The sequence below is a fragment of the Homoserinibacter gongjuensis genome (assembly GCF_030161875.1).
GTDB classification, from domain to species: Bacteria; Actinomycetota; Actinomycetes; order Actinomycetales; family Microbacteriaceae; genus Homoserinibacter; species Homoserinibacter gongjuensis.
The window spans coordinates 2,875,699-2,891,925 of the sequence record NZ_BSVA01000001.1 but is presented as its reverse complement, the minus strand read 5'-3'; the positions used below and the strand labels follow the sequence as shown (position 1 = coordinate 2,891,925).

The window sequence follows — 16,227 nt, the reverse complement described above, 5'->3', positions numbered from 1 at the left end:
GTCGCTGGCGAGAAATCATCAGGCTCCTGCGCAGAATGGGGAGTATCCTGGCCACGGCGGCAACGTGACGCGCCTACGCCTCGCGTCGCGTCACCCGGTCGGCGAGTTCCGACAGCTCGGCTCGCGCGGAGGCACTGAGCGGGGCGTTCTCGAGCGCTTCGCGGGCCACCCGCACGTTGTGGGCGATGATGCGCTCCACCTGGTCGGCGGCGCCGCTGTCGCGCACGGTGTTCTGCAGCATCCGCACCTGGGCGTCGTCGAGCGAGGAGTCGCCCAGCAACTCGTCGAGCACGCGCACCGCGGTGGGCGGCATCTTCTGCCGGGCGAGACCGATGAGCACCGTGCGCTTGCCTTCGCGCAGGTCGTCGCCGGAGGGCTTCCCGGTCACGCTGGGATCTCCGAACACGCCGAGCATGTCGTCGCGCAGTTGGAACGCGACGCCCAGGGGCAAGCCGAAATCGCGGAGGGCGGTGAGCTGCGCGAGGGAGCCGTTGGCGAGCGCTCCGCCGATCGCGAGCGGCGCCTCGACGCTGTACTTGGCCGACTTGTAGACGATGATGCGGTGCGCGCGGGGAGCGCCTCGCTGTCGGGACGGGAGCGCCAGGAGTGCTCCTCGAGCACGTCGAGGTACTGCCCGACGGTGACCTCCGTGCGCATCCGGAAGAACTCGGTGCGCGCCGCCTGGGCGGCCTCGCGGCTGCCGAGCAGGGCGAGGCCCTCCTCGAAGAGCTCGTCGGCCCAGCCGAGCAGCAGGTCGCCGACCAGGATCGCGGTCGAGATGCCGAAGCCGGCAGCGTCGCCGTCCCACTCCTGGTCGCGGTGCATCCCTTCGAAGGCGCGGTGCGCCGAGGGTTGCCGCGACGCAGGTCCGAGCTGTCGATGATGTCGTCGTGCACGAGGGCAGCGGCGTGGAAGAGCTCGAGGGCCGCGGCGACCGACACGATCGCGGCGAGCTCGCGGTCGGCGGGTGCGGCGTCGAGCTCGGCGAGCGGGCCCTCGTCCGAGATCGCGGCGACGGCGCGCCAGCCCCAGTAGCAGAACAGCGCGCGGAAGCGCTTGCCGCCCGAGAGCAACTCGCGCGCCTGCGCGACGAGCGGCGACAGATCCGCCGAGATCTCGCCGAGCGTGGTCGCTCGGGCGTCGAGCGCATCGTCGATTCGAGCGGCCACGAGGTCGACTAACCGCGTACTCCCAGGCACGCGCCTAGCCTAGCCAGCCCCGGCGTGCCTACAATCTATTCACCGGCGACACCCGCATCGCCGGATGCCTGAAGGAGCTCGAGATGCCGCTTTCGGAACAGGAGCAGCGCCTCCTCGACGAGATGGAGCGCAACCTCTATCACAGCGAGGCCGACGACGTCGCGACGGTCGGCGCTCGACGGGGTCGTGCCAACGGCACCGCGATCATCATCGCCGCCGTGGGCATTCTCATCGGACTCGCGCTGCTCGTGACGGGCGTCATCATCCGCCAGCCGCTCGTCGGAGTGCTCGGCTTCGCCGCGATGTTCGCCGGCGTCGTGCTCGTGGTGGCTCCGCCGCTGCGTTTCACGGTGCCCTCCCGCCCGCAGCAGACGCGCCGCTGATGCGCTGACGCTGCGGGGGTTTCTCCGCCCTGGTCAACCGGCCGACCTTCGGGTCGGCCTTTTTCGTGCTCGGTAATGGGCCAGATCCATCCCCGAGATGGAATTCTCCTCCACCTTCCTCCACCGCCTCCTTCCCCATGATCTCGGGGGAGTTGGGGCGGTATTTCTGCGTTTGGGGAGGAAATCGCTTGTTTGGTGGTGCAGTGTGGAGTAAAGTGGAGCAAACCTAGGGCTGGCCGGAGCGAAGGGGGACGCATGCTGCTCGGCACGTTCGTTCCCAAGCTCGACGAGAAGGGGCGCATCATCCTTCCGGCGAAGTTCATGGGCGACTTCGCGAACGGCGTCGTCATGACCCGTGGCCAGGAGCGCTGCATCTACCTGTTCAGCCAGCGCGAGTTCGAAGAACTCCACGAGCGCGCCCGGCAGGCGCCCGTGACCGGCAAGAAGGGCCGCGACTTCCTGCGCATGTTCCTGAGCGGCGCCGCCGAGGACATGCCCGACAAGCAGCACCGCGTGACGATCCCCCCGATGCTGCGCGAGTACGCGGGCCTGGACCGTGAACTGACCGTCATCGGGGCGGGCAACCGTGCCGAGATCTGGGACACCGCGTCGTGGAACGCGTACTACGAGGCGACCGAGGCCGCCTTCGCCGACACCGACGAGGAGGTGATCGCGGGCCTGTTCTGATCCCTCGGATGCGACCCTCAGCCGCGCTTCCTGACGCACCTTCCCCGGTGTCAGGCGGCGCCGGATGGGGATCGGATCCGGGGGCCCCGGACCTCTGCATGTGTCATGAACGAGCTCCACATCCCCGTCCTCCTCGAGCGCTGCCTCGAGCTGCTCGCGCCCGCACTCACCGCACCGGGCGCGGTCGTCGTCGACGCCACGCTCGGCCTCGGTGGTCACGCCGAGGCGATGCTCGAGCGCTTCGACCGCATCCAGCTCGTGGGCCTCGACCGCGATCGCCATGCCCTGGAGCTCACCCGGGAGCGCCTCGCCCCGTTCGGCGAGCGGGCCCACCTCGTGCACACCGTGTACGACGAGGTACCGCGGGTGCTGGCGGAGCTCGGCATCGCACGCATCGCCGGCGTGCTCTTCGACCTCGGCGTCTCGTCGATGCAGCTCGACGAGGCCGCGCGGGGCTTCTCCTACTCGCAGGATGCGCCGCTCGACATGCGCATGGACGACACGGCCGAGCTGACGGCGGCCCGCATCCTCGCCGAGTACGACGAAGCGGACCTGCGCCGGATCTTCTGGGAGTACGGCGACGAGAAGCTCGCGCCGCGTTATGCGCGCCGCATCGTGGAGGAGCGTCGCACGGCACCGATCGAGACCTCGGCGCGGCTCGTGGCAATCATCGACGCCGCGACGCCCGCCGCGGCCCGGCGGGCCGGCCACCAGTCCAAGCGCGTCTTCCAGGCCCTGCGCATCGAGGTCAACCAGGAGCTCGCCGTGCTCGAGCGCGCGATCCCCGCCGCGATCGACGCGCTCGAGGTCGGGGGACGGATCGTCGTGATGTCGTATCAGTCGCTCGAGGACCGCATCGTCAAGCGCGAGTTCCAGACCCGGTCGATCTCGACGGCGCCTCGCGGCCTGCCGGTTGAGCTTCCCGAGCACCGTCCCGAGCTGAAGCTCCTCACGCGCGGCGCCGAACTCGCCGACGACGAGGAGCGCGCGCGCAACCCGCGTGCCACGCCTGTGCGGCTCCGCGCCGCGGAGCGCCTCCGGGAGGCCGCATGAGCACCGCGACCGCCGTCCGGCTTCCTCGCCGCGAGGCTGAGGAGGCGCCTCGCCGGCACCTCGACATCGCCCCCACCCGCGCCCAGAAGCGCGCACGGCCGCGCGTCTACGCGGCGCTCGTGGCGGTCGGCGGCATCATCGTCATCCTGCTCGCGCAACTGCTCATGAGCATCGTGCTCGCGGATGGCGCCTATCGCATCGCCGGACTGCAGCGCGACTACCGCGACCTGGCGCGTGAGCAGAACGCGGCTCAGGAACGGCTCGACGAGCTCAGTTCCACGCAGAACCTCATCGACAACGCGACGGCGCTCGGGATGGTCTCGAGCGGCAACCCGGTGTTCCTCGACGTCGCGAGCGGCCAGGCGCTCGGCACGCCGGCCGCCCCGCGCGGGCAGGTCGTCGGCACGGGCGGCAACCTCATCGGCAACGCTCTGCTCGACGGGTCGACCGTGCTCGACCCCGCCGTGATCGCGGCCGCGAAGAACGGCGAGACGCTCCCGACCACACCGACGAGCTCCACGAGCCAGCAGGGTGTCGCTCCCGTCGGCGGAGCGACAGGCACACTACCGTCGCCCACGACACGCTGACCGGGGAGAACCGTGATCGACGCTCGCAGGAACCGCCGCCGGCTCGCCGTGGCGGTGCTCGCGGTCTTCGCGATCGTCGTCGTCTTCTCGATCCGCCTCATCGACATCCAGGTGGTGCGCGCCGACGATCTCAAGTCGGTCGCGGGCACCAACTACCGCACCGACACCCTGTGGGGCACGCGGGGCAGCATCGTCGACGAGAACGGCACGGTGCTCGCCACGAGCGTCGACCGCTTCAACATCACCGCAGCGCCCATCAACGTCGACCTCGAGGGCTTCGAGCGGCGGGTCTCGGGCGAGGGCAAGAGAACCGTGCACGTGAGCGTCATGGAGGCGCTCCAGGAGATCGCCGACATCACGGGCGCCGACGTGCAGCAGATGTACACCACCCTGACCGCCGACCCCGATGCGCAATGGGCGCTGCTGGTCAAGGGCATCAAGCTCGACGCCTTCCGGGCCGTCGTGGATCTGCGGATCCCGTGGGTGTACAGCGAGCCCCAGCCGGCCCGCAGCTACCCGAACGGGGCCATCGCCGGCAACCTCGTCGGCCTCATGGGCACCGATGGACCGCTTTCGGGCACCGAGTTCCAGTGGAACGACTGCCTCGCATCCGACAACGGCCAGGTGAGCTACGCCGTCAGTGAAGACGGGGTGCGGATGCCGGGGTCGGAGGTCGTGGAGGACGCGGCCGTCGACGGGGGCACCGTGCACCTCACGATCGATGCCGATCTGCAGTGGTTCGCTCAACAGGCCCTTGCGGAGCAGGGCAGCGCGATCGGTGCCCAGTGGGGGACCGCCTTCGTGGTCGACGTGAAGACGGGCAAGATCCGGGCCGCGGCCGATTGGCCCACGGTCGACCCCAACGACCTCAACTCGGCCGGCGCCGACGACTCGGGGGCGCGCAGCTTCACGGCACCCTACGAGCCCGGGTCGGTCATCAAGACCGCCACGGTCGCCTCGCTCTTGGACGCGGGCAAGCTCTCGGCGAGCACCAAGTTCGAGATCCCTGCCGGCTACACGATCCCCGGCGTCGGCTTCACCATCCGGGATTCGGTGCTGCACGGCGGGGGACTGCGCTACACGACGGCGGGCGTGCTCGTCGAGTCGTCGAACATCGGCATCGCGCAGATGACTGAGCTCATGCCGCTGCAGCAGCGCATCGACTACCTGCACAAATTCGGCTTCGGCAGCGGCACGAGCGGTGCCGATTTCCTCGGCGAAGACGAGGGATACGTGCGTCCCGCGCCGAGCGATGTCATCACCTCGGTCACGCAGCAGTTCGGGCAGGGAATGACGGCGACGAGCGCCCAGGTGGCGAGTCTCTACCAGACCGTCGCGAACGGCGGGGTGCGCATGCCCCTGACGCTCGTGGAAGGCTGCGAGAAGCCGGACGGCAGCTACACCGACGTGCCCGATCCGCAGGGCACCCGGGTCGTCTCCGAGTACGCGGCCGACACGACGATGCTCATGCTCGAGGGCGTCACCACGCAGTACCACCTCGCGAACGTGCTCGCGGTGCCGGGCTACCGGATCGCCGCGAAGTCGGGAACGGCCGAGGTCGCGGACGGCGACGGCTACGGCTCGGATCGCATCGTGTCGATCGCCGGCGCGTTCCCGGTCGACGACCCCCAGTACGCGATTGTCGTGACCTTCGCGAAGCCCGTTACGATGAAGACATCCGCTGCTGCGGCGCCCACCTTCAACGCGATCGTGAAGCAGGTCATCAAGACCTACCGTGTCACGCCGTCGACGGTGCCCGCGCCGGACAATCCGCTGTTCTGGTAAAGGCGCCAGACCGGGAGCGCCGGCGGACGAGCGACGACACAGGAGGCCAGGCAGCGTGAGCTCACGGATCCCTCCGATCCTCCGCCCCGAGCACCCCACCCCACGCCCTCTGGCCGGGCTGGTTCAGGAGTTCGGGCTCGAGTATCGGGGCGACCTCGACGGCGTGGAGGTCACCGGCGTGACCCTTTCGACGAACGACCTGCATCCGGGTGATCTGTTCGTCGGCGTGCCGGGATCGAAGGCACACGGCGCGAGTTTCGCGACCGCGGCCGCCGAGGGCGGCGCCGTGGCGATCGTGACCGACGAGGTGGGAGCCGAGCTCGCCGCCGACAGCGGCCTGCCGATCGTGCTCGTGCCCTCGCCGCGTGCCGCTCTCGGCGAGATCGCCGCGTGGGTGTACCGCACCGACGACACCCCGCCGCTGCTGTTCGGGGTCACCGGTACGAACGGCAAGACCTCGACGAGCTATCTGCTCGAGGCCGTGCTGCGTCAGCTCGGGCTCGTCACGGGCCTCTCCACGACCGCCGAGCGCCACATCGGCGAGCTCTCGGTCGTGAGCCTGCTCACGACCCCCGAGGCGAGCGAGATGCACGCCCTGCTCGCCCGGATGCGGGAGGCGGGCGTGCGCGCGGTCGCCGTCGAGGTGAGCGCCCAGGCGCTCTCGCGGCACCGCGTCGACGGGCTCGTCTTCGACGTCGCGGGCTTCACGAACCTCAGTCACGACCATCTCGACGACTACGCCGACATGGAGACCTACTTCCAGGCGAAGCTGCCGCTCTTCGACCCCGAGCATGCTCGCCGCGGCGTCGTGTGCCTCGACACGGCCTACGGGCGTCGCGTCGTGGACGCCTCCCGCATCCCGGTGACGACGATCGCGACGATCGGGCACGCGAGCGCCGACGACGTCGCGAGCGCCGAGTGGACCGTCGAGGTGCTCGACGAGACGGCCGGCTACACCGAGTTCAAGCTCACCGGCCCCGACGGGCGCGAGCTCGTCACGCGGGAGCCGCTCATCGGCTGGCACATGGCCGCGAACGCGGCCCTCGCGATCGTCATGCTCGTCGAGGCCGGCTTCGAGCTCGAGGCGATCGGCGCGGCGCTCGACGCCGACGGCGGGATCCGGGCGTACCTGCCCGGGCGCACCGAACGCGTCTCGGGGGAGCGCGGACCGAGCGTGTACGTCGACTTCGGACACAGTCCCGACGCCTTCGAGAACACTCTCGCGGCCGTGCGCAAGTTCACGACCGGCCGCACGATCATGGTGTTCGGCGCCGACGGCGATCGCGACGCCACCAAGCGCCACGACATGGGACGCGTCGCCGCCGAGGGCAGCGACATCCTCGTGATCACCGACCATCACCCGCGCTTCGAGGACCCGGTGTCGATTCGCAAGACCCTGCTGGAGGGTGCCGCCCTCGCGGAGCATCAGCCCGAGATCCACGAGGTGAGCCCGCCCGAGCAGGCCATCCGCGTCGCCGTCGGGCTCGCGCGTGAGGGCGATTCGATCCTGTGGGCGGGCCCGGGGCACCAGGACTACCGCGACATCCGCGGGGTGCGCACTCCGTACTCCGCTCGCGAAGAGGCGCGCGCCGCGCTGCGCGAGGCGGGCTGGGCATGATCGCGTTCCGTCTCGAGGAGCTCGCGGGGCTGCTCGACGGGCGCCTCGTGCTGCCTCAGGGCACCGCTGGCGACACGATCGTCTCCGGCTCGGTCGAGACCGACTCGCGCCTCGTCGGCCCGGGTTCGATCTTCTTCGCGCTGCCCGGTGAGGTGACCGACGGTCACCATTTCGCGCTGGATGCCGTCGCCGCCGGGGCAGCCCTCGTGGTGTGCCGCGAGCGGCTCGACATCGTGGGGCCGCAGCTCATCGTCGCCGACGGGCTGGAGGCCCTCGCACAACTGGCCCGCGAGGTCGTGGCGCGCGTGCACGCGCGCGGTGAACTGCGGGTCGTGGGCATCACGGGCTCCAACGGCAAGACCACCACCAAGAACCTGCTGCGCGCGATCCTGTCGGCCGAGGGCCCGACCGTCGCCCCCGAGGGGTCGTTCAACAACCAGGTCGGCGCACCGATCTCGATGCTGCGCATCGACGAGCACACGTGCTTCCTCATCGTCGAGATGGGTGCGAGCGGAGCGGGCGAGATCGCTCGTCTGGTGTCGATCGCGAAGCCCGATATCGGCGTCGTGCTCAAGGTCGGACTCGCCCACGCCGGCGAGTTCGGCGGCATCGAGGCCACCGAAGCGGCCAAGTCCGAGATGGTGACCGACCTTCCCGCATCCGCGGTCGCCGTGCTCAACGTCGACGACGAGCGCGTCGCCCGCATGCGCGAGCGCACCGCGGCGCGCGTTGTCGGCTTCGGTCTCCGTGCGGATGCCGAGGTGCGTGCCGAGCAGGTCGTCGCGACCGTGCGGGGCACGGCGTTCACGCTCGTGATCGACGGTGCCCGGCGACAGGTGCAGCTGCGCATCCTGGGCGAGCACCACGTCATGAACGCCCTCGCCGCCCTCAGCGTGGCGCGCGAACTCGGCGTCGATCTCGATCGGGCGGTCGCCGCGCTCGGCGAGGTGCCGCGGGCCGAGCGTTGGCGCATGGAGCTCTTCACGCGTGACGACGGCGCGATCGTGATCAACGACGCCTACAACGCGAGTCCCGACTCGATGGCGGCCGCCCTCAAGACGCTCGCGCAGCTCGGACGCGACGAGAACCGTCGCACGATCGCGGTGCTCGGCGAGATGGCCGAGCTGGGGCCCTACGCCCAGGAGGAGCACGACCGCATCGGGCGTCTCGCGGTGCGGCTCAACATCGGGCAGCTCGTGGTCGTGGGCGACGGCGCGCGCCACATCCACGCCGCGGCGGGCCTCGAAGGCTCCTGGGACGGGGAGTCGAAGTTCGTGCCCGACATCGAGGCGGCCTACGATGTGCTCCGTGACGAAGTGCGCCCCGGGGACATCCTGCTCGTGAAGTCGTCGAAGTCAGCGGGACTGCGCTTCCTCGGAGACCGGCTGGCCGGTGCGGGGGATCCTCGTGATCGCCCTTCTCGTCGCGGGCGCGTTCTCGCTCGTCTTCACGCTCTTCACGACCCCGCTGTGGATCCGGCTGTTCAAGCGCCTCGGTTGGGGGCAGTTCATCCGGGATGACGGGCCGCAGTCGCACCACACCAAGCGCGGCACGCCCACCATGGGCGGCATCGTGTTCATCGTCGGCTCGGTGCTCGGCTACTTCGTCGGGCATCTCGTGGCCGAGGAGCCGCCGACCCGCGTCGCCACCCTCGTGATCGGCATGATGGTCGGGCTCGGCCTCGTGGGTTTCGTCGACGACTTCCTCAAGACCCGCAAGCAGCGCAGCCTGGGGCTCGGTGGCTGGTCGAAGATCGCCGGGCAGGTCATCATCGCGACGACCTTCGCGCTGCTCGCCCTCGTCTCGACGGATGAGAACGGGCTCACCGCGGCGTCGCGGTACATCTCCGGTGTGCGTGACGTCGATTGGCTCAACCTCTTCGCCTTCGGACCCGTGATCGGCGTCATCCTGTTCCTGTTGTGGATCAACGTCATCACGGTGTCGGCATCCAACGGCGTCAACGTCGCCGACGGCCTCGACGGTCTCGCCTCGGGAGCCTCGATCTTCGCCGTCTCGGCGTACATCTTCATCGGCTTCTGGCAGAACAACCAGTGGTGCTTCGGCAACCGGGTCGCCGAAGAGGTGGCCTACAAGTGCTACATGGTGCGCGACCCGCTCGACCTCGCCGTCATCGCGGCTGCGGTCGCCGGTGCGCTCGTCGGCTTCCTGTGGTGGAACACCTCGCCCGCGCAGCTCTTCATGGGCGACACCGGTTCGCTCGCCCTCGGCGGCGTGCTCGCCGCCCTCGCGGTGCTCACCCGCACCGAGCTGCTGCTCGTGCTCATCGGCGGCCTGTTCATCATCACGACCGGCTCGGTGATCCTGCAGCGCGTGTACTTCAAGGCCACCAAGTGGCGCTATGGAACCGGCAGACGCATCTTCCTGATGAGTCCCCTGCACCACCACTTCGAGCTCAAGGGCTGGGCCGAGATCACGGTCGTGGTGCGCTTCTGGATCATCGCCGCGCTGTTCGTGGCGGCCGGGGTCGGCGCGTTCTATCTCGAATGGTACGTGCGCTGAGTACCCCGCTCTCCGAACTGACCAGCTGGCGCTCCGACTGGTCGGGCTTGCGTGTCGCCGTGTTGGGCCTGGGCGTCACGGGCTTCGCCGTCGCCGACACGCTCACCGAACTGGGAGCCGAGGTGCTCGTGGTGGGGGCCCGGGGCAGCGACGACCACCGCCGGCTGCTCGACGTCATCGGCGCGCGGTTCGTGCAGCATCCGGATGACGCGGGGGTTCCCGAGGAGCTGCTCGTCTTCGGCCCCGAGCTCGTGGTGACCTCGCCCGGCTACCACCCCGATCACCCGCTGCTGCTCTGGGCGGCCGAGGCGGCCATCCCGGTCTGGGGCGACATCGAACTCGCCTGGCGGCTGCGCGACAAGGTGCTGCGCGCCGACGGGACGCCCGCCGACTGGATCCTCGTGACGGGCACCAACGGCAAGACCACGACGACGCAGCTCACCGCCCACATGCTCGTGGCGGGCGGGCTGAAGGCTGCGCCCGCGGGCAACATCGGCATCCCCGTGCTCGACGCGATCCGCGATCCGGGTGGATTCGACGTGCTCGTCGTCGAGCTCTCGAGCTACCAGCTGCACTGGACCCACCGACAGGTCGGGGGCGAGCTCGCGCCGCTCGCGAGCGTGTGCCTCAACATCGCCGACGATCACCTGGACTGGCATGGCTCGCGCGAGGCCTACGTCGCCGCGAAGGGTCGGGTCTACGAGAACACCCGGATCGCCTGCGTCTACAACCTCGCCGACGAGGCCACGATGCACCTCGTCGAGCAGGCCGAGGTGCAGGAGGGCGCGCGTGCGATCGGCTTCGGCCTGGGCTCCCCAGGGCGCAGCGACCTCGGTGTCGTCGACGGGATCCTCGTCGACCGCGCCTTCCTCGAGGAGCGGCACACGCACGCGCTCGAGCTCACGACACTCGAGGAGTTGCACGCCGCGGGTCTCGCGGCCCCGCACTCGGTGCAGAACGTGCTCGCGGCCTCGGCCCTCGCCCGGGCCGCGGGTGTCGAGCCTGAGCGCATCCGGGAGGCGCTGCGCAGCTTCCGTCTGGACGCCCACCGCACGGAGGTCGTCGCCGCGGCGGCGGGTGTCGTGTGGATCGACGACTCGAAGGCGACCAACGCGCACGCCGCGGATGCCTCCCTGCGCGCCGCGGCGAGCGTCGTCTGGATCGCCGGTGGACTGCTCAAGGGCGTCGACCCGGCCCCGCTCGTGGAACGCCACGCCGGCCGCTTGCGGGCGGCCGTTCTCATCGGCCTCGACCGCGACGAGCTGCGTTCCGCGTTCGCACGACACGCGCCCGGCGTCCCGGTGCTCGAGGTGGACGGATCGGAGACTGAGGATGTGATGTCCGCCGCGGTGCGTGCGGCCGCATCCGTCGCCCGCGAGGGGGACGTGGTGCTGCTGGCTCCGGCGGCGGCGTCGATGGACCAGTTCACGGATTACGCGGACCGCGGCAGGCGGTTCGCCGAGGCGGTGCGCACGCACCTGGGAGGGGACCGGATGACCACGACACGGCCCCCGGCGAGCCCGCGCCCGGGCGAGACCCCGCCTGAGCCGCCGGGTGGGTCACGGGCCGCGCGCGCATCCGGCTCCGAGCGTCGCGGTCCGGTCGCCGTCGTCGCGGTGCGGCGCATCTTCGCCGCCGAGACCCCCGAGTACTTCCTGTTGCTCGGCACGACGCTCTTCCTCGTCGTCTTCGGGCTCGTCATGGTGCTCTCGTCGTCGTCGATCGAATCGTGGGTGTCCGACCAGGACTTCTTCGCCCGCACGAGCCGCCAGGCGATCCTCGCAGCGATCGGCGTGCCGCTCATGCTCATCGCCGCTCGGGCGCCGATGGTGTTCTGGAAGCGCTGGGCGTGGCACGCCATCATCGGCGCGCTCGTCCTGCAGGCGATCCTGATCGTGGTCGGCTTCGGCAGTGACACCTACAACAACAACTGGCTCTCGATCGGCGGGTTCTCCTTCCAGCCCTCCGAATTCATCAAGCTCGGCTTCGTGATGTGGCTCGCGCTCATCGTGACGCGCAAGGTCACCGTGATCAACGATTGGCGATCGGGCGACTGGACGCAGTACGCGCTTCCGCTCGCGCCCGTCGCGGGCGGTGCGGTCGGCCTCGTGATGCTCGGCAACGACCTCGGCACCACGATCATCCTGACGGCCATGGTGCTCGGCGCGATGTTCTTCGCGGGCATCCGCCTGCGGATCATGGCGGTCATCACGGGCGTGCTCGCGCTCGGCGCGTTCGTCGCCATCCGCATCAGCGAGTCGCGCAGCAACCGCATCGACGCCTGGCTCTCCGGCTGCATCGGAATGGAGAGCGACCCGCAGTTGGGCAAGTTCTGCTACCAGCCGCTGCACGGTTGGCAGGCGCTCGCCAACGGCGGCGTCTTCGGGGTGGGCCTCGGCAATTCCGAGGCGAAATGGAACTGGCTGCCCGAGGCCGAGACCGACTTCATCTTCGCCGTCATCGGCGAGGAGCTCGGCCTCGTGGGCGCCTTGCTCGTGGTCGCCCTCTTCGCGGTGCTCACGGTGTGCTTCGTGCGCATCATCCGCCGCCAGGTCGATCCCTTCGCGCGCCTCGCGACGAGCATCGCGATGGTGTGGATCATCGGCCAGGCGCTCGTCAACATCGCGGTGGTGCTCGGGCTGCTGCCCGTGCTCGGGGTGCCGCTGCCCTTCATCTCGGCGGGCGGTTCCTCGCTCGTGACGACCCTGCTCGCCGTCGGCATCGTGCTGTCCTTCGCCCGCCACGATCCCCGTCGCCAGGAGTTCGCGCAGTGACCGTGTATCTGATGGCCGGCGGGGGAACCGCGGGCCACGTGAACCCCTGCTCGCGACCGCCGACCGCCTGCGCGAGCGGGAGCCCGATGCCGAGGTGCTCGTGCTGGGAACCGCCGAGGGGCTTGAGGCGCGCCTCGTGCCCGCGCGCGGCTACGAACTCGTGACGATCCCGCGACTGCCGTTCCCGCGCCGTCCGAACGCGGATGCGGTGCGCTTCCCCGGCCGGTGGAAGGCGAGCGTCGAGCGTACGCGCGAGATCCTGCGCGAGCACGCGGTCGACGCCGTCGTGGGCTTCGGCGGCTACGCGGCCGCTCCCGCCTACACCGCGGCGCACCGCGAGCAGCTGCCGCTCGTCATCCACGAGGCCAACGCCCGCCCCGGCATCGCCAATCGGCTCGGCGCGCGCTACACGCCGTACGTCGGCACGGTCTTCCCCGCCACCCGCATCCGCCACGGTCGCGTCGTGGGTCTGCCGCTGCGGCGCGAGATCGAGCACCTCGACCGCTTCGCGGCCCGCCCGGAGGCGTTCGCCCTGCTCGAGCTCGATGCCCGCCGACCCACGTTGCTCGTGACGGGCGGCTCCCTCGGTGCCCGGCGGCTCAACGAGGGCATCTCGCAGGGCATCGAGGCGGTGCTCGGCAGCGGCTGGCAGGTGCTGCACATCACGGGAGACCGCGCGCCCGTGAGCGACCCCGGGCTGCCGGGCTATCGCATCCTCGAGTACTGCGACCGCATGGACCTCGCTCTCGCCGCCGCGGATCTCGCCGTCTCGCGCGCCGGCTCCGCAACCGTGAGCGAGCTCGCGGCCCTCGGCATCCCGGCAGTCTTCGTGCCCTACGCGGTGGGCAACGGTGAGCAGGCCCTCAACGCGCGCGAGTCCGTCGACGCGGGCGGCGCGCTGCTCGTCGCGGATGCGGAGTTCGACGCCGAGTGGGTGCGCGGCCCCCTCCTGCGGCTGCTCGAGGACCCGGCGCTCATCGCCGACATGGCGGCCCGCATGGCGGCAACCGGTCGGCGTGATGGAGCCGACCGCCTCGTCGACCTCGTGCAGGAGGCGGTCGCCGCCGCGTCGGCGTCGCCGACGGCGGAAAGGTAGCGTTGACGGGATGATCTCGCCCGACCTCGACCAGGAACTGCCCGACGACCTGGGTTCCGTGCACTTCGTCGGCATCGGCGGTTCCGGCATGAGCGGCATCGCACGCCTGCTGCTCGAGGCGGGGCACCGTGTGACCGGTTCGGATGTGCGGGAGTCGGATGCCGTGGCGCGCCTGCGTGAGGCCGGCGCCACGATCGCGATCGGCCATGACGCCGCGAACGTGGGCGACGCCGACACCGTCGTCGTGACGGGGGCGCTGTGGCAGGACAACCCCGAGTATCAGCGTGCTCTCGAATCCGGCATCCCGGTGCTGCACCGTTCGCTCGCCCTCAACTGGCTCATCCGCGGGCACCGCGTGGTCTCGGTGGCCGGGGCGCACGGCAAGACGACCTCGACCGGCCTGATCGTGACCGCTCTGCGCGAGCTCGGAGCCGATCCGGGCTTCGTGAACGGCGGCGTCATCGCCGGTATCGGCCGCAGTTCGGGGTACGGCAGCGACGACCTCTTCGTGGTCGAGGCCGACGAGTCTGACGGGTCCTTCCTGCTCTACGACACGGCGGTCGCCCTCATCACGAATGTCGACGCGGATCACCTCGACCACTACGGCACGCAGGAGGCCTTCGAGGATGCCTTCGTGCGCTTCGCCCAGCAGGCGCGCGAGTTCGTGGTCGCCTCGAGCGACGACCCGGGCACGCTCGCGGTGACCCGCCGGCTCGTCGACACGCGTGTCGTCACCTTCGGCTTCGCCGAGGATGCCGAGGTGCGGGTGCGCGACGTCGTCGCCGAGGGGCCGGTGAGCTTCACGATCGTCTACGGGGGCCGCGAGGTGAGCGTGCGGCTCGCCATCCCGGGTGCGCACAACGCCGTCAACGCGGCCGGCGCATTCGCCGTGCTCGCGTCGCTCGGCCACGACCCGGAGGCGATCGTGCGCGGGCTCGAGGCCTTCGGGGGCACCGGGCGGCGCTTCGAGCTGCACGGCGAGGTGCGCGGCGTGCGCGTGTTCGACGACTACGCCCACCATCCGACCGAGGTGGCGGCCGCTCTCGCTACCGCACGCTCGGTCGTCGGCTCAGGGCGCGTTATCGCGATCCACCAGCCGCACCTCTACAGCCGCACGCGCATGATGGCGGGCGATTTCGCGGAGGTCTACGAGCGGCTCGCCGACCACACCGTGGTGCTCGACGTGTTCGGCGCACGCGAGGATCCGGAGCCCGGCGTCACCGGCGCCCTCGTCGCGGAGCGCTTCGCCGATCCCGCGCATGTCGACTTCGTTCCCGACTGGCAGCAGGCGGCCGAACGGGTGGCCGAGATCGCGCGTGAGGGCGACCTCGTCATGACGCTCAGCTGCGGCGACGTGTATCGCATCATCCCGCAGGTGCTCGCGGCGCTCGAGGCGGAGACGACGTGACCGGACGGCGCGCGTGAAGCGGCCGGAGGGCTTCGATGCGCCGCCGGCCGAAGCGGATGCGGCGCCCGCGCGCGCGCCGAAGCGCGTGGCCGCCGAGCGGGCACCTCGCGCGCCGAAGCCCGCGAAAGCCGCGACGGCCCCGAAACCTCAGCGCCCGCAACGGGCCCGTCCGCAGCGGCCCTCCGCCGATCGCCTCGCCGCGGCCGAGTTGAAGGCGGCCGAACGTGCCCGCAGGCGCGCCGAGAAGCGCGAGCTCCGCCGCTTCACCCGCCGCACGCGTCGCCGCCGGATCGCCTGGCTCACGGGACTCGGCGTCCTCGCCGCCCTGGTGGGCATGAGCATCGCGGCGGTCTATTCGCCCCTGCTCGCCCTGCGCGAGATCCGCGTCGACGGCACGTCGAGTCTCGACCCCGCTCAGATCGTCGACGCGATCGACGGCCAGCTCGACACCCCGCTCGCGCTGCTCGACGAGGAGCGCTTGCGCGAGGAGCTCAGCGCCTTCACGCTCATCCGCAGCTACTCGACCGAGATCCTGCCGCCCGGCACGCTCATCGTGCACATCGTCGAACGCACTCCGATCGGTGTGCGGGTGAACGGCGCCTCGTTCGACATCGTCGACCCCGCGGGGGTCGTGCTCGGCACCGTGCCGCAGCGCCCCGAGGGTCTGCCGCTCATCCAGCTCGGTGAGGCGGATGCCGACTCCGCCGCAGGGCGGTCGATCGCCGAGGTGCTGCTGGCGATGCCCGCGTCGCTCCGCGTGCAGATCGACGCGATCACGGCGACGACGCGCGACAACGTGACCTTGACGCTCGCCGGCTCCACGCAGCGCGTCGAGTGGGGAGCGCAGCCGACTCGGAGCACAAGGCGCGCGTACTCGCGGCGCTCCTCGCGATCCACGGCGGGGCGGGCGCGGGCAGCTACGACGTCTCGGCTCCCGGCACCGCCGTCTTCCACGCCGACTGAACCGTCTGGCGCCGCGATCATCCGCGGCGCGCCACGTCAGCGTGAGCCGCGCTCCGTTTCGCGACACGCGGGGTGTCGCGCGAAGCGCGTGACCCGCGCCGCTTACCGTGAGGGCACAGAAACAGTACTGAGAAAGACTCTGAACCTCAAGTAG

The 16,227-nt window shown here is 70.6% G+C and carries 12 protein-coding genes and 3 pseudogenes; 13 read left to right on the top strand and 2 right to left on the bottom strand.

What is annotated here, in order from left to right; translation table 11 throughout:
• Nucleotides 1-73: 73 nt before the first annotated feature.
• Both QQK29_RS15490 and QQK29_RS15485 read right to left on the bottom strand, forming a co-directional pair.
• Nucleotides 74-808 carry a polyprenyl synthetase family protein gene (locus QQK29_RS15490; RefSeq protein WP_284301992.1) on the bottom strand — a complete coding sequence of 245 codons (735 nt, stop codon included), beginning with the start codon at nt 806-808 and terminating at the stop codon, nt 74-76.
• Nucleotides 809-908: 100 nt separating this feature from the next.
• A pseudogene (locus tag QQK29_RS15485) lies at nt 909-1,169 on the bottom strand (polyprenyl synthetase family protein); the annotation flags it as partial.
• A 113-nt stretch (nt 1,170-1,282) separates the two neighbouring features.
• On the opposite strand from QQK29_RS15485, the gene QQK29_RS15480 reads away from it, so the two are divergent.
• The 13 genes and pseudogenes from QQK29_RS15480 to QQK29_RS15420 all read left to right on the top strand — a co-directional run bounded on the left by QQK29_RS15480 (nt 1,283) and on the right by QQK29_RS15420 (nt 16,227).
• A complete protein-coding gene (locus tag QQK29_RS15480) occupies nt 1,283-1,582 on the top strand; it encodes a DUF3040 domain-containing protein (RefSeq protein WP_284301532.1) in 300 nt (99 codons plus the stop codon).
• Between the two features lie 255 nt (nt 1,583-1,837).
• Nucleotides 1,838-2,269 carry a division/cell wall cluster transcriptional repressor MraZ gene (mraZ, locus tag QQK29_RS15475; RefSeq protein WP_284301531.1) on the top strand — a complete coding sequence of 144 codons (432 nt, stop codon included), beginning with the start codon at nt 1,838-1,840 and terminating at the stop codon, nt 2,267-2,269.
• A 105-nt stretch (nt 2,270-2,374) separates the two neighbouring features.
• Nucleotides 2,375-3,322 carry a 16S rRNA (cytosine(1402)-N(4))-methyltransferase RsmH gene (gene rsmH, locus QQK29_RS15470; protein WP_284301530.1) on the top strand — a complete coding sequence of 316 codons (948 nt, stop codon included), beginning with the start codon at nt 2,375-2,377 and terminating at the stop codon, nt 3,320-3,322.
• Nucleotides 3,319-3,909 (top strand): cell division protein FtsL, encoded by a 591-nt coding sequence (gene ftsL, locus QQK29_RS15465; RefSeq protein ID WP_284301529.1) that lies wholly within the window; start codon nt 3,319-3,321, stop codon nt 3,907-3,909. The genes rsmH and ftsL overlap by 4 nt, the downstream gene beginning before the upstream one ends.
• A gap of 12 nt (nt 3,910-3,921) precedes the next feature.
• The gene (locus tag QQK29_RS15460) at nt 3,922-5,694 is read left to right on the top strand and encodes a peptidoglycan D,D-transpeptidase FtsI family protein (RefSeq protein ID WP_284301528.1); all 1,773 of its coding nucleotides are present in this window, start codon (nt 3,922-3,924) and stop codon (nt 5,692-5,694) included.
• A gap of 55 nt (nt 5,695-5,749) precedes the next feature.
• Entirely contained in the window at nt 5,750-7,312 is a 1,563-nt protein-coding gene (locus QQK29_RS15455; protein ID WP_284301527.1) for a Mur ligase family protein, read from the top strand.
• The gene (locus QQK29_RS15450) at nt 7,309-8,832 is read left to right on the top strand and encodes a UDP-N-acetylmuramoyl-tripeptide--D-alanyl-D-alanine ligase (RefSeq protein WP_284301526.1); all 1,524 of its coding nucleotides are present in this window, start codon (nt 7,309-7,311) and stop codon (nt 8,830-8,832) included. Before QQK29_RS15455 ends, QQK29_RS15450 begins: the two co-directional genes overlap by 4 nt.
• Nucleotides 8,720-9,832: a phospho-N-acetylmuramoyl-pentapeptide-transferase gene (gene mraY, locus QQK29_RS15445; protein WP_284301525.1), complete on the top strand. Its 1,113-nt coding sequence runs from the start codon at nt 8,720-8,722 to the stop codon at nt 9,830-9,832. The genes QQK29_RS15450 and mraY overlap by 113 nt, the downstream gene beginning before the upstream one ends.
• Nucleotides 9,817-11,343, top strand: a pseudogene (murD, locus tag QQK29_RS15440) (UDP-N-acetylmuramoyl-L-alanine--D-glutamate ligase); the annotation flags it as partial. The gene mraY and the pseudogene murD, both read left to right, overlap by 16 nt.
• Complete coding sequence (gene ftsW, locus QQK29_RS15435; RefSeq protein WP_284301991.1) at nt 11,326-12,606, top strand: putative lipid II flippase FtsW; 1,281 nt, start codon at nt 11,326-11,328, stop codon at nt 12,604-12,606. The pseudogene murD and the gene ftsW, both read left to right, overlap by 18 nt.
• Nucleotides 12,603-13,702: pseudogene (locus tag QQK29_RS15430) on the top strand (UDP-N-acetylglucosamine--N-acetylmuramyl-(pentapeptide) pyrophosphoryl-undecaprenol N-acetylglucosamine transferase). Before ftsW ends, QQK29_RS15430 begins: the two are co-directional and overlap by 4 nt.
• A gap of 10 nt (nt 13,703-13,712) precedes the next feature.
• Nucleotides 13,713-15,110 carry a UDP-N-acetylmuramate--L-alanine ligase gene (gene murC, locus QQK29_RS15425; protein ID WP_284301524.1) on the top strand — a complete coding sequence of 466 codons (1,398 nt, stop codon included), beginning with the start codon at nt 13,713-13,715 and terminating at the stop codon, nt 15,108-15,110.
• 13 nt (nt 15,111-15,123) lie between these two features.
• Nucleotides 15,124-16,227 carry a cell division protein FtsQ/DivIB gene (locus QQK29_RS15420; RefSeq protein WP_284301522.1) on the top strand — a complete coding sequence of 368 codons (1,104 nt, stop codon included), beginning with the start codon at nt 15,124-15,126 and terminating at the stop codon, nt 16,225-16,227.

Bases quoted from the DNA above. Each gene is read 5' to 3' on its own strand.
- mraZ (WP_284301531.1), top strand. From the start codon at position 1,838: ATGCTGCTCGGCACGTTCGTTCCCAAGCTCGACGAGAAGGGGCGCATC.
- QQK29_RS15450 (WP_284301526.1), top strand. From the start codon at position 7,309: ATGATCGCGTTCCGTCTCGAGGAGCTCGCGGGGCTGCTCGACGGGCGC.
- rsmH (WP_284301530.1), top strand. From the start codon at position 2,375: ATGAACGAGCTCCACATCCCCGTCCTCCTCGAGCGCTGCCTCGAGCTG.
- murC (WP_284301524.1), top strand. From the start codon at position 13,713: ATGATCTCGCCCGACCTCGACCAGGAACTGCCCGACGACCTGGGTTCC.
- ftsW (WP_284301991.1), top strand. From the start codon at position 11,326: ATGACCACGACACGGCCCCCGGCGAGCCCGCGCCCGGGCGAGACCCCG.
- ftsL (WP_284301529.1), top strand. From the start codon at position 3,319: ATGAGCACCGCGACCGCCGTCCGGCTTCCTCGCCGCGAGGCTGAGGAG.
- QQK29_RS15480 (WP_284301532.1), top strand. From the start codon at position 1,283: ATGCCGCTTTCGGAACAGGAGCAGCGCCTCCTCGACGAGATGGAGCGC.